This is a genomic window from Bartonella sp. MM73XJBT (genome assembly GCF_028618465.1).
Taxonomy (GTDB): Bacteria; Pseudomonadota; Alphaproteobacteria; order Rhizobiales; family Rhizobiaceae; genus Bartonella.
In genome coordinates this window covers 12,779-26,630 of the sequence record NZ_JAQISY010000010.1, presented here as the reverse complement: position 1 = coordinate 26,630, position 13,852 = coordinate 12,779, and the positions used below count along the sequence as shown (strand labels likewise).

At 36.0% G+C, this 13,852-nt stretch carries 9 protein-coding genes and 3 pseudogenes; 1 reads left to right on the top strand and 11 read right to left on the bottom strand.

Annotation, left to right across the window (positions count from 1 at the left end; genetic code table 11):
* Window positions 1–35: 35 nt before the first annotated feature.
* The 3 genes from PVV69_RS04985 to tpiA form a co-directional block, all read right to left on the bottom strand.
* Window positions 36–1,664: a CTP synthase gene (locus PVV69_RS04985; protein WP_273756696.1), complete on the bottom strand. Its 1,629-nt coding sequence runs from the start codon at window positions 1,662–1,664 to the stop codon at window positions 36–38.
* A gap of 127 nt (window positions 1,665–1,791) precedes the next feature.
* Window positions 1,792–2,244: a preprotein translocase subunit SecG gene (gene secG, locus PVV69_RS04980; protein WP_273756695.1), complete on the bottom strand. Its 453-nt coding sequence runs from the start codon at window positions 2,242–2,244 to the stop codon at window positions 1,792–1,794.
* Between the two features lie 81 nt (window positions 2,245–2,325).
* On the bottom strand, window positions 2,326–3,090 hold the full coding sequence (tpiA, locus tag PVV69_RS04975; RefSeq protein WP_273720818.1) for a triose-phosphate isomerase: 765 nt from the start codon (window positions 3,088–3,090) through the stop codon (window positions 2,326–2,328).
* A 153-nt stretch (window positions 3,091–3,243) separates the two neighbouring features.
* Here tpiA and PVV69_RS04970 point away from each other — a divergent pair, with 153 nt between their 5' ends.
* Window positions 3,244–5,133, top strand: a complete 1,890-nt coding sequence (locus tag PVV69_RS04970) for a peptidyl-prolyl cis-trans isomerase (protein ID WP_273756694.1) — start codon at window positions 3,244–3,246, stop codon at window positions 5,131–5,133.
* Window positions 5,134–5,864: 731 nt separating this feature from the next.
* Here the strand turns inward: PVV69_RS04970 and PVV69_RS04965 are convergent.
* The 8 genes and pseudogenes from PVV69_RS04965 to PVV69_RS04940 form a co-directional block, all read right to left on the bottom strand.
* Window positions 5,865–6,725 carry a squalene/phytoene synthase family protein gene (locus PVV69_RS04965; RefSeq protein WP_273756693.1) on the bottom strand — a complete coding sequence of 287 codons (861 nt, stop codon included), beginning with the start codon at window positions 6,723–6,725 and terminating at the stop codon, window positions 5,865–5,867.
* Between the two features lie 1,094 nt (window positions 6,726–7,819).
* Window positions 7,820–8,281 (bottom strand): SMI1/KNR4 family protein, encoded by a 462-nt coding sequence (locus tag PVV69_RS04960; RefSeq protein ID WP_273720815.1) that lies wholly within the window; start codon window positions 8,279–8,281, stop codon window positions 7,820–7,822.
* A gap of 260 nt (window positions 8,282–8,541) precedes the next feature.
* Complete coding sequence (locus tag PVV69_RS04955; protein ID WP_273756692.1) at window positions 8,542–8,892, bottom strand: HNH/ENDO VII family nuclease; 351 nt, start codon at window positions 8,890–8,892, stop codon at window positions 8,542–8,544.
* A gap of 33 nt (window positions 8,893–8,925) precedes the next feature.
* A pseudogene (locus PVV69_RS04950) lies at window positions 8,926–11,541 on the bottom strand (DUF6990 domain-containing protein).
* Window positions 11,542–11,591: 50 nt separating this feature from the next.
* Window positions 11,592–11,670 (bottom strand): annotated as a pseudogene (locus PVV69_RS10000) (SMI1/KNR4 family protein); the annotation flags it as partial.
* Between the two features lie 34 nt (window positions 11,671–11,704).
* Window positions 11,705–12,283, bottom strand: a complete 579-nt coding sequence (locus tag PVV69_RS04945) for an SMI1/KNR4 family protein (protein ID WP_273756690.1) — start codon at window positions 12,281–12,283, stop codon at window positions 11,705–11,707.
* Between the two features lie 84 nt (window positions 12,284–12,367).
* Window positions 12,368–12,559 (bottom strand): annotated as a pseudogene (locus PVV69_RS10040) (HNH/ENDO VII family nuclease); the annotation flags it as partial.
* Window positions 12,560–13,055: 496 nt separating this feature from the next.
* Window positions 13,056–13,442 (bottom strand): Mth938-like domain-containing protein, encoded by a 387-nt coding sequence (locus tag PVV69_RS04940; RefSeq protein WP_273756689.1) that lies wholly within the window; start codon window positions 13,440–13,442, stop codon window positions 13,056–13,058.
* Window positions 13,443–13,852 lie beyond the last annotated feature (410 nt).

Sequence of the window (13,852 nt, the reverse complement as noted above, 5' to 3'; positions counted from 1 at the left end):
TTATCCCTCAAAAAGCAAATAACTTCATTTATCAACTAAACTAATCGACTTTGTTCTACAGCTGCTTCAATAAAAGAAGAAAAAAGTGGATGTGGATCAAATGGACGTGATTTTAATTCTGGATGATATTGAACACCAATAAACCATGGATGATCTGTATATTCTACCGCCTCTGGCAAAATACCATCGGGAGACATACCAGAAAAAATTAAACCACACTGTTCTAGTTTATCTTTATAATCAATATTGACCTCATAACGATGACGATGTCGCTCATAAACCCTTGTCATCCCATAAATTTGGGCAATATGGCTCTTTTCTTTTAATTCAGCAGCAAAAGCACCAAGACGCATTGTCCCACCAAGGTCTCCATATTGTGTACGTTTCTCAAAAACATCCCCTTTGAGCCATTCCCGCATCAAACCAACAACCGGATTTTTGGTTTCACACAATTCACTTGATGAAGCATTCTCAATCTGAGCAATATTGCGTGCAGCTTCTATACAAGCCAATTGCATGCCAAAACAAATGCCGAAAAATGGAACTTTATGCTCCCGCGCAAATTGAATTGCTCGAATTTTTCCTTCTGCTCCACGTGCTCCAAAAGCACCAGGAACCAAAATCCCATGCACTTTGTATAAAGTGGATGTAGGATCTTCCTTTTCAAAAAGCTCCGCATCAATCCATTCAATATTAACTTTTACTTTATTGGCTAAACCACCATGGGCAATCGCTTCGGTAAGGGATTTATAAGCATCCTTCAATCCGATATATTTGCCAACAACAGCAATTGTCACTTCCCCTTCGGGATGATGAATTCGATGTGTAATATCTTCCCAGCACTCCATTTTGGGCTTAGGTGCCGGTTCTATTCCAAAAGCAGAAAGAACTTCCGAATCTAGCCCTTCCTTATGATATGCTATGGGAACATCATAAATCGTTGGCATATCTAATGCCTGAATAACGGCGTTCTGGCGGACATTACAAAAAAGTGATAATTTACTTCGCTCTGTTTCTGGAATAGGCCGGTCTGCACGCACCAATAAAATATTGGGGGCAATACCAATTGATTGTAATTCTTTGACAGAATGTTGTGTTGGCTTGGTTTTTAATTCACCAGCTGACGAAATATAAGGCATTAAGGTAAGATGCACATAAACAACATTATGACGTGGTAATTCATTGTGAAGTTGACGAATCGCTTCTAAAAAAGGCATCGCTTCAATATCACCAACCGTTCCACCTATTTCACACAAAACAAAGTCAAATTCTTCGTTTCCAGTAGTAATAAACTTCTTAATTTCATCAGTAACATGGGGAATAACCTGAACGGTTGCTCCTAAATAATCACCACGTCGTTCTCGTTCAATAATATTCCGATAAATACGTCCTGTTGTAATATTATCTTGGTTATTTGCAGAACGTCCGGTAAAACGCTCATAATGACCAAGATCAAGATCCGTTTCTGCACCATCATCGGTCACAAACACCTCACCATGTTGATAAGGCGACATCGTCCCTGGATCAACATTTAAATAAGGATCAAGTTTGCGAAGCCTTACACGGTACCCACGCGCTTGTAATAGTGCTGCCAATGCCGCTGCAGCGATGCCCTTTCCAAGAGAAGAAACCACACCACCAGTAATAAAAATATAACGTGCCATGGGCTTATGGTGATAAGCAGTTTAGAATGATTTTTCCAGCAAAAAATGCAAAAATAAACTGTTTTCTTCTCTAAAATAAAAAAGGTACCAAAACACCTTTTTAAAAATCTACTCTCTTTTGAAAAAACTATTTTGTACCATTATCCGGAATTGGAGTTTCAAGGGCCGGTGGTAGCGGATTTTCTGTTGTAGAATTTGTAGGCTGTTTTTGCTCTTGAGGTGGAACCGAAACACCTCCTAGCTGCTCAAGAATGGAAGGTTGAGGCTTACTATCTGATGATGATACTTTTGGCGTTTCTTTATTTGTAGAGTTCTGTTCTAAATTCGCCGGAATACGCTTGAGAATGTCAGAACTAGAATTTGATATATTACCCACTACGGTAAGCCCAATGGATACCACAAAAAAACAACATGCCAAAATAGCAGTCAAACGCGTTAACGGATTCTTAGAGCCACGTGTTCTCATTAACCCAGAACCACTATTTGCAGTAAGCCCACCTCCTTCTGAAGGTTGAATTAATATGATACCAACCAAAAGAATAACGACCAAAAAATGGATAATAATAAGTACTGTTTGCATAAACCTTGCTCTTCAAATAACTCTCCATGGCTCTTTACACGTAAATAACGCATAATCCAAGGGGAAACCAAGATTCCTCTCTTATAATTTACGATAAACATCGCAAATAGTTAAAAAATCACTTGCTTTTAAGCTTGCTCCACCTATCAGAGCGCCATTAACATGAGCAATACTCAAAAGCTCAAATGCATTAGATGGTTTTACTGATCCACCATAAAGCAGACGCATCTTGTCCCCTTCACCCCCAAAACGAGAACGCATCTCATCACGAATAAAATCATGAACTCTTGTAACATCTGCTACACTAGCTGTATTGCCTGTACCTATAGCCCATATAGGCTCATAAGCTATAATAGTATTCTCTGCTGTTGCATCGTCTGGTAAAGATCCTGCAAGCTGGTGCGTAAGCACATCGTACACTTTATTACTTTTACGCTCTTCTAATGTTTCACCAATACAAACAAGAGCAACGAGACCTGCTCGCCACGCCGCTTGCACTTTCGCACAAACAATTGCATCACTTTCTTGATAAATTGTGCGGCGTTCTGAATGCCCAATAATGACATGACTTGCTCCGGCTTCCTTAAGCATAAAAGCCGAAATATCTCCAGTATAAGGTCCATGATCATCAAAATGACAATTTTGCCCCCCTAGAAGAAGATTTTCACCGCCCAATGTATCAAAAGCACGTGATAAAAGTGTTGCTGGAACACAAATAAGCGCTTCAAATAAACGGCCTAAATCAGAACTCACGCCCGCAGCAATGGCACGCAATTCTCCAAGTGATTCACCGGTTCCATTCATTTTCCAATTTCCAGCGATAAAAGGCCGAATATTTGGAGACATATTTTCACCTCAAAAACTATCACGAAACATTGTTTATCTTTAGGTACCAAATTATAAAACGAAAGCAAGTCTTTAAGCTTGCATCTTTTATTTCTTTATTGCAAATTCCATCACTGCTTTGATAATAATGCATGCTAAAAATGGAATTGAACAATGCTTGACGTCTTAAGAAATGCTGCAAATTCTTGGGTTTTTAAAATTTTCCTTACTATTTTACTCTTATGTTTCATCCTTTTATGGGGAATCCCACAGTTACACACCAAGAGTGAAAGAGACCTTATTACTTCTGGAAAATCCACAATAACTGTTGATGATTATCGTCTTGCACTGGTCGATCAAAGCGCGCGTTTAGCGTTTACATCTCATCTTGGACGAATGTTCACACCAAATGAAATGCAGCAATATAAAATTCCAGCTTTTGTTTTCAATCAATTACAACACGATATACTGTTTGATGAACAGGTGCGTAAAATGAAAATTAGTCTTTCAAAAGATGCAATAGCTCGTATTCTTAGTGCTGATAATATGTTTCAAACAAATGGTGTTTTTGATCAAAATTTGTTTCGTAACTATCTTCAACATTTACATATCAGCGAAAGTAATTTCCTTGACTATTACACCCAAAAAGAAAAGCGTAACCAACTCATTGCAGCTTCATTATCTGGAATGAAGGCACCAAACCTCTTTTACAAAGCCCTTGCTCTTTATCAAGGAGAAACTCGTATTGCTGATTATCTCGTGATTGATTTAAAAGAAAAGGAAAAAAATTCTGATCCTGATCAGGAAACATTGCAAAGGTGGTTTGAAACGCATAAAAATGAATTTCGTGCTCCTGAATACCGTACTGTTTCTTTGTTATCTATGACGTCCGCTGATATTGTAAAACCTGAAGATATTTCCCTAGATGAAACTAAAGCTTATTACACCCAAAATACCTCACGTTTTATGATTCCTGAAAAACGCACCATTGAAGAGTTGCGATTCTCTACACGCGAGGCTGCTGATAATGCAGCAAAAAAAATATCAGATGGATTGAGTTTTGAAGCGTTAGTTAAAACGGAAAACAAAACTCTTAGTGATATACAAAAAGGACCTCTCACAGAAAGCGAGCTTCCTAATCATCTTGCATCTGAAATCTTTGAACTCAAGAAAGGACAAATCAGTTCTGTAATTAATGATTTACAAGGCCCTGTTATCGTTCGCGTTATACATATTGAACCTTCAGCCTCTCTTCCCTTTGAAAAGGTAGAAGAAAATATTCGGCAAACACTTGCCCAAAGTCGTGCTGTGGATATCATACGTAATAATTATACAGCAATCGAAAATGCTCGTTTTGAAGGCGCTTCTCTTAAAGAACTTGCTGACCAATATAAATTATCTCTTCGGACAATCACTCTTGATAAAACAGGAAAAACAATTGAAGGTACAATAATCACGGATTTACCCGAAAAAGACATTGTACTGAATGCCATTTATCAAGCAAATGAAGGAGTCGATCTTGATCCTCTTTCTCTGCAAACAGATGGCTATCTCTGGTATAAGGTAGATAAAGTTATCCCCGCTCGCGATAGAACACTTGAAGAAGCTAAGAAAGATGTTCTATCTCAATGGAAAAGTGAAGAAATTCAACGCCTTCTTGATGAAAAAGCTCAAAATGCTCTCAAACAACTCACGGAAGGAAAAAGTCTTATTTCTCTTGCTCATACACTTGGTCTCATAACACAAACAACACAAGCTCTACGACGCCAAGATTCATCTGAAACTTTTGGAGTTGAAGGTATTAAAGCATTATTTTCTGCTCCAAAAGGTCATTATGGCATCGTAAAAGGTCCAGTTATAACAAATCGTATTGTGTATCAAATAAAGACCGTAACTATGCCTCAAGATACGTCTCCTGATGCTCTCTCTCCTCATATTCGTGCCAATATAGATATGATGACAAGGGAAGATCTAAAGCTAGGAATGCTGCAAATTGCTAATAAAGAACATCCTCTGGAAATTAATAGCACTAATTATCAGCAAATCTTCAATACTCTCCAATAAAATACAGTGAATCATTGATGCTTTTAAGGGATAAAAAGGTAATCAGAGTTCCTTCTATATGTAAGAAAATAAGATAGACTTCTTTCTCTGTAGTGTCAGAACGAATAATATCTGTAAAAATATAAGCTTTTCTGTGGACCTGTGCGTTTACAGAAAGTGGTGGGGATGATTTTGAATATGGCGTTCTTTATATTAAGAAAGAATTCAACCCGTATAAACCGCTCTCTGAATGTCCTCATAACAAACGATAATAGTTTATAGCCTTATAGTTTTGCGTGCTATATTTCTCTCCAATAACAGATTTTTCTATAGAGCTTATTATATTGTCTTATCCCCCAAATTGTACTTCATTGGAAAATGAGATATCAGCTATACATTTCACTGTTGAGTAGCAAAATCTTCCTCTCCAATGCCCATTTTGAAGGAGCTTTTCTCAAACAGCAAGAAAATCAACTAACGTATTTTATAAATCTGAGCTTATATTTTATGTTTTTTATATCATCTACCGATAGAGAGCACCCAACAAAATGAATAAATAGCAAAAGAAACACACGATATCTTCAACTTCATAAATCCAATTTTCACTGTTTGAAGAAAATTCTCATCAACGCATGAGCAGTATTTTCCAGATAATAAATTCGGATAATCAAGAAGGATTTACATTCATAATATACAGTGACCTTCAATAGATTTATTCTTTCTCTTGGTTTTGAATAATACTCCTTTTCCCTCTATGATATCTTTGGAAAATTACCGCTTATCGCTGCCCATGTTATTATCCAATAGCGCCAAATCAACGGCAAAGTTGCGCTTTCTTGAAAAACTGCTGCTCCCAACTGCTGCGCTCTTTGAAGAGATGCTGGTATAATTGCCAATGGAAGAAATGCTGGTTTAAGGATTCTAGGCAACGCATTAGAACGCTCATAAAACTTTGTATAATGATCTCGCGATAACGCTACCATAGCTTCAATAATGTGGTATTCCTGTTCGTTACTGACACGATGTGACTCTAAATCTCTCCTCTCCACTCCTACAGCCTTTAGCACATCAGCAGGTAAGTAATAATGATATCGTGATTGCATAAATGATAAAAGGCGCAACACACCACTTAATCCTTGTGCAATTCCTCCATGTTCACAAGCATCTGTAAAATCTTGTGTTCTATTAGGAGCTAATATCTGACAAGAAAGCTGTAAAAGGATACTCGCGGTTTCACCCCAATAGAATTTAAGATCATGAAGAGTCTCTATAGGATTGTGATAAAGATCCAAAATCTGCGCATTACAGTACCGTAAAAAAGCTGTTTTAGGTAAATCAAAAAGAGCCATTGCAGCAAGCAAATCATCCAAAATCGGATTATTGTTACTCTTTTGTATTTCACCATGAGCAATAGAATCATACCACCAACGTAACCGTATCTCACCGATAAGCGGATCGTGTACGATTTCACGAATACGAGAAACTTCTACATTAAAAGCATAAAGAGCAGCTAATGCTCTGCGCTTTTTTTTAGGCGCAAATAAAACCGATATATAGCGATCACGATCTGTAGCACGTAAAATATCAAGATAATAAGAAAGAGAATCTATCATTCTATGACACTTCTTAACTTCCTTTTTTAACAATTAATACCCTATTTTTATTCATATAAAAAAACGATAGATGAGAAAACACAACAAGAAGAATAAATTCTTCAAATATACCTCTATAAATCTATATGAATTAAGATTCCTTTTATGGGTATTTTTTGCTTACCCAAACACATAAAGTCTTTTTATCTTTTAAAAGTTGACTTACTCTACAATGCCGACACTTGAGAATGAATATTCATTCATGGGAAAATAATCATGCAAGTTTATCCCTTTATACCCATGTTTCTAATGAAATGAGCGCGCAAATAAAAATCACTTTAGAGGGCATGCGTTCATCGCCTCAAGATTTTATTCCTATGATATCTTTACATATAAGGGATGAAGGATTTTGGTCTTTCAATGTCCAAATATCTCATCGCATTACGTGTAAAACTATAAAGGAACTAAACGAAATATTTGAAAATATTGGTGCGCTGTTTTAAAAATTAGGCATTTGATAAGCAATACTTATTCGTTATAGGTTATTCAAGCATGATGCACATACATAAGGTAAAAATATGAAAAAACAGCGTATGTTATGAAATCTCATTGATTGAAGAAAAGCTGTTGCCCCCTCCCATAGACTCTCCAATTTCAATAGTAATGGAGCAGATTTCATAAGAGACAGATAAAAAACTTTTCAAAGCTTTTTTTCTATTGGTTATTTTCCTCTTTTCATCAACCAAAGCGCATGCCTTTCTCTAGCTTTCATTCCCATATATTCTATTCTATGTTACTGATACCATCTTCTGTATCAATTACTTCCAATAGATTCCTCTTTTTGATTATACTCTTTCTTTCCTCCAATATTTCTGTCTCATCATAGGATATTTGTCTTTGATCAATATCAAATCTTATCATATTGTTTTTTTGTGTATAACAGAGGTATAGTTTTGACATAATACTTTGCTAATTTTTGTTCTAAAGCCATAATGCATTCTTTTTTATGTTGTTTAGTTTATTTTAAAATAGAGCAATGTTAACACTTTTAAAAACGAGGAAAAATAACCACTAAGCGCCTCCACCTTGAAACTAAAAACACCATACAAAGAAAATCAGCTCGCATGAACCTTAATTCTTTTACAGAGGAATTCATGAAAATTACTTGCATAATACTGCGGAGTTTCAGATGGAAACCTGAAATAGAGTGGACATTCACCATCCCGAAATTGAGAATAATCAAAATAGAATGTCTCACCAAAATCAGTTGTGCTGATAACAAGCTGTTTGGGATTCGTAAAGCCATCTCGTCTATCAAGCAAATTTCGGTATACAATATCACCCGCAGGAATACCAGCACAGATTTCATAAATACTGAATATTTCTTCACCTCCAATTTCTCCTCCTCCATAATTTTTTAAAAAACTCTTGTAAGAAGAGGTAAATTGTAAATCGAGAGTTTTCTCAGCTGTTTTAATCCGTACATCATCAGGCGCATTCTCTTTAGTGCCAAAATTAATAACATGATTATACGTATCAATATATTGTACAACATCTGATAACATATAATTTTTCATAAATTTTCCTCCATAAGTCACAGTGTGTTTTCGCTAATAATAGTGTTTCAACTGATCAATATTGGTCTACATAGCCAATGGAATTGGGTTTACATTGATAGAATATAAGGAATATTTTCTTGATAAAATTCTTTTCTAAACTGTGGCTGTAAGATCATCTTACATTTACAATATATGATGTAACTTAAGGGATGATCCTTCAAGCTTAGAGAGAGCTTTTTCGTGGCATCACTTCAATATTTGCAATAATCACTTTTTTCCTACTTAGGATTTTTTTTTGAAATCCAACAAATAGCTTTTTTGATAAAATTGGTCTTTGGCTTCATATGGGTAACAAAACTCTTGTTTTGATAAAATGAGTAGAGAATCTCAGCTATAGGGCCATCTTGTTCGTCTGTCATAGGATGGAACATGATAGGCCGATAATCGATACCAATAGGAGCTCTTCCTGATGTCATTCTTTCTAGGTTTGTGCCTTCTACTACCTGTCCTTTTTCTTTCCAAGAAGAAACTGTTTCAGGCTCAAACAGATTATCTGCCTGATAAACCTTTATACCTTGAAATTCCACAGGCTCAGCAAACCCATACTCTTTTTTCTTTAGCCATTTCATAATTTATAATCCCCTTCGCTTTTTTCACAATAATCATGTATTCCTTGTTCTCAATAGATTTAATAACTTCTCCCTCCAAGAGCTGGATTGCTTCTTGCTGATAACCTCTTGTTGATCATCAAGCTTTTCTGTCACCTGTTCAATCAAAGCGTAGCTCACTTGCTTCACCTTTGCTACTTCCTTGGCTAAAGCGATAGCCCGTTCAAGATGAAGCTGTTGGATGCTTTCGCCAAAGTCTAAATGATCTCCTGCTGTAAAACTTTGCTGATAAGAATGCAAGGTTTCAACATCACCCAATAAAGCAAGGGCACCAAGATGAAGCAAAGCATAATCCGGATTGTCTGCTTTAGACGTTGCATCCTGTTGCCAAGGATCTCGACCATAATCACAGCGAAGTCTTCCAGAAAGATCAATAGCGCTTACTGCCCATTCTAGTGCATCATCAAGCGCCTGTGTTAAAAGATCTGCAGTGACTTCTGGTTCAAAAAATCCAGTCCCTTGGCTTCAAAATTAAGCTGTATAGCTGGGAAATCTTCTGTATGTGTAGGATAAATGAATTTGCAAGCAACAGAAAGAATACCCGTGCTAATCAAAAAGGCACTATCAAATTGTGGACAATCTTTGGCAATTTCATCGTTATAAAGTATTTGGACTTCACGATCAGCCAATTGATAGCTTGCTATATGATCATTCTCATCGATTTTCTCAGTTGACCAGCCTAGGTTTTTTAAAAGTGCATGAGCACTTTCCATGGTCAATGAAGCATCTTTATCATCTCCGTTTCTTCTACCTCCTCTGTCGCCTCAACAGATGCTGTTTTGGAAGCAATAGATGTTGTTTGTGGATCCAAGCTTAAAATCGGAGTGTTTTTGGGAAAAAACGTTCGATAACCCCGTGCAAGACTAAGAGCGTTGTTGTTTGTATATTTCGTGATACCTTTCACAAAGCCTAAAGGATTTCCCTTTCTAAAACTCTCCTTGTAAGATTTCAGCTTTTCAACATCCCCAATCAGAATAAGAGCAATAAGGTGAAACTGCGCAAAATCATATTCACTATCTGGAAACACAACGGCATAATCATAGATGATTTGATTAACATTTTGCCGATCTGCCCATTCAAGAATATCTGCACAAATCTGCTTCAGTTTGCCTTCGTCCAATTCAGTACTAGAAACTGTATAAACTTCTTCTGCTTCTTTGAGGGCTATATATTGAGGTCTACTAGGAAATATATGCCGATAAGCTGTAGAAAAAACAAGCGGTGAAAGAGAAACCTTGAAACTAACAAGCGGTGTTTCTCCTTCTTTATTAAGCTCGTACACTATATTAATAATACGGTCTTTACTTATGAAATAAGCATTGCGATTGTAGTTTTTATCACGATAAACTGTCCACCCCATTTGTTTTAATTGCTCTGCAACTTTATTGAAAGTAATCAAAACTTGTGGAGCAAGATGTGCTTCTGTTGTTTCTCGCTCATGAAGGATTTTTAGATGTTTTTCAGCAAATTCAACAGCGTACTTAACAGACTTTTTTACAATATTGCTTTCTAAATATTCAGAAATCGTACCTACTTCTAAAAAAAATTGATAAGATTTCAGCACATCAATCTTACCAGTTAATGCTAAACAAGCCAAATGCCAAACTATATCTATATTGTAGCTATACTTTTGAACAAGTGTTTTACTTTCTATCGATGCTTGTAAATCTTGGGCACGTGCCCATTGTATTATCCGTTCAGAGATTTTTGTCAACTCTTGCTCGTTTAATGTCTCCACACAAATATCAATCCCTTTATCAAGAATACTATTCCCTCCAAGTGTATTAAAAGACTGATAAATATCCGTAGGACCTACAAGATTACGTTGTCCATGAAAATGAATATACCAGCAAACCAAAGAAATCTCTTCGTTAGATATTTCAGTTCAAGATGGACACTGTACTGATCATGGAGATGTACAAAGCCAAAAACTAACTTAATAAAACGATCCGGCAAAGAGAGCCACATTTTTCCAGGCTCCATAGAAAACCACCCTTGCGTTTTGAGAATGCGGCTTGCTGCAGTAAGATTCATCAAGCGCTGATTGAACTTTTTGCGTGCGAGAATATCGTCCAATTCTCCATTTTTATAGGCTTGAGCAAAAAGAAGGAGGCGATCATACCTCGTCATTGTGCTGTAATCAGAAAATTCTGGTACATACAACTGAGATATATCCTCAGAACTCTTTAAAGCCTCTATATCACCAAGCAAAGCCTTTGCTACAAGAGAATGATCTGCAGCTTCTTCACGTAATTTTTGTTCAATAACTTGTTCTTGGTCCCAAGCTATTAGCCTATTTAAAGCTTCTTCAATATGGCTTTCAGAAAGATCTGAAGCTTTAATATCAAAGTCATCTTTTGCGGAAATTAATGTATTTTTATATTGCGATTTTTCGCCATTATCATATTCCCAGCCAAGACAATAAGCAGCAGTGGTGAGATTAACAGACAACCGAAACTTTCCCCCATTCTCGCCGTAATTTACAATATCATAAAGGATATGCACAATACGATCGGAGAGATAATAATAAGCAAATATATCCCCCACTTCATCGCGATGGGGCTCCCAGCCTAGTCTTTTTTAAATTTCTGTTGCATCTTTGGTTTGCATCATTGTTCACTTATCAACTAATTGTGCAACATCATCTGAGGTATAGGTTTTCATGAATCTTCGCCCACATTTTCCTTAATCCTTTTACATAAAAACTCATAAAAATTACTTGCAATAATAAAGAGGATCGCTAGAAAAACTAGAGATTTCCTCACTACTAATGTCATCTCCTCCATATTTTTTTCCAAAAACGCTTGTAAAAAGGTATCAGTTGCGGAATGGGAGGGTTCTCTGGTTTTTCAATCGGTTGATCACCTTCAGGTATCTCAGCTCCCACGCTTTCTTTAATTCTTTTACAGAGAAATTCATAAAAATTACTCGCGTAATATTCGCAATCTTCAGATGAAAGCATGATATAGAGTGGGCATTCACCATCCCAAAACTGCGTATAATCAAAATAAAAGGTTTCACCAAAATCTGTTCTGCTAACAACAAGCTGTTCTGGCGTTTCAAAACAACGTTTTCTAGCATTTAAGTTTCGGTAAACAATATTATCAAAAGGAATACCTATAGGGTTCTCATAAAAACTATAGATTTCATCACCACCAATTTCCCCGCCTTTATAATTTTTTAAAAAATCCTTATAAGAAGTTGTAAACTGTAAGCCGAGAGTTTTCTCCGCCTTTTCAATTACAAAATCATCAACCACATTTTTTGCAGTACCAAAATTGCTAATATCACCATCATATTTATTCACTTTATCAATTAATACTGCAACATCATCTAAGGTATAGGTTTTCATCAATTATTCTCCATAACTGATTATTTTTTAGTTTCTCTATCTTTATTCTTATAGACTCCAGCGCGTTTCTTCCAATACCTCTCTTCACCATCTCAAATTTGTCTCTATCAATAGCTGATTTTTCTGTGTTAAGATCAATGCGAATAACGGAAGTATGTTTTTGATGGAATGACTGGAGCTAACCTCTACCAGAGGTCCGTCTTTTATTTGTAGCATATGATGCAAATTAACAGGACGATCGTCAAAACTAATAGAAGCTCTGCCTGCTTTCATTCTTTCAACATTGGTGCCCTACACTTCTTCCTCTTTTCATTTAAGAAGTCACTCCGTTAAGATACAAGAAATTATCTCTCTAATAGATTTTGTTTTTCTATCTATAAATGCAATGGTTTCCGCTGCCCAGAATTTTTTCTGTTCAAAAATTGAGATGCAATAACTGCATCTCTCATTTTATCTCGTAACTGAGAAACTTATAATGATAGATATTCCTCTTGAAGGTTATGATTATACTATGCAGGGAAAAACAATCTTGAGTTTATGTATTTATATCAGGTATATGTTATACTATACACTATTCTTTCGAGAAAAAACATCATAGGGCTTACAACGATATTTTTTAGCGCTGTCTACCCTTTATACTGTCAAGGCAAAACACTTTTTAGCTATATACATTAGGACAGTATTGAATCTCCATACATAAAGAGAGCTCATCGGAAAAAACGCTATAAAAGAGATAAAAATATCTTCCTCTAAAGAGGAGATAAATAAAATATCATTCTACTGCAAACAATAGCGCAGCAACTGCACGATCTTCAGCCAACAAAACATTAAATGTACGCACAGCAGCCCCTGTACTCATTGTATCCGATGATATCCGTTTTTGCCATAAAAGCATCCGTAATTCTTCAGGTAATCGCAATAATTCAACTCCAGTACCTATGAGCAAAACCTCAATCTCAGATGCCTCTTCTAAAATTCGAGATATATCCTCTTTAGTGGGAATTGGTCCCCCCATGTCAATACCATAAATACCTGATGGAACACAAATAATAGATCCTTTATGGGACATATCAGCAAAACGAAATCCACCATTTCCATAAGCATCAATAGGTGCACGTCTTGGAAAATGAGCTTCACGGATTTGAATGGCATGAGACATCAAAAGTACCCTTTATTTTTGATAACTAATTGCATTTTTACTCTCACTTCTCAAAATCAGCAAAGGATCTGTAATAAATAATGCTAGAGTAATCATACCTCGCATAGCAATTGATGCATCCCTCATATAAACACTCTTCTGATCATACAGTAAGCACTCAATTGAAAATCTGTTTCTAGATTTTATAAAAGCTTATAACAAGATGCTATTAAATATCATATTCATTTCAATATATTTAGCTAAAACACTCTTTCAGATCATTCACTAAAAACAAATAACCTCTGTTCTCTTAAACAATAAACTTATTCAAAAAATAGGAAAATTGACTACAACACTTAACAAATGAAATATTACTTTTTAAGTAGTCTTTCAATAATTCGCAGAAAATAAAGGGATTATGTTCATTTATC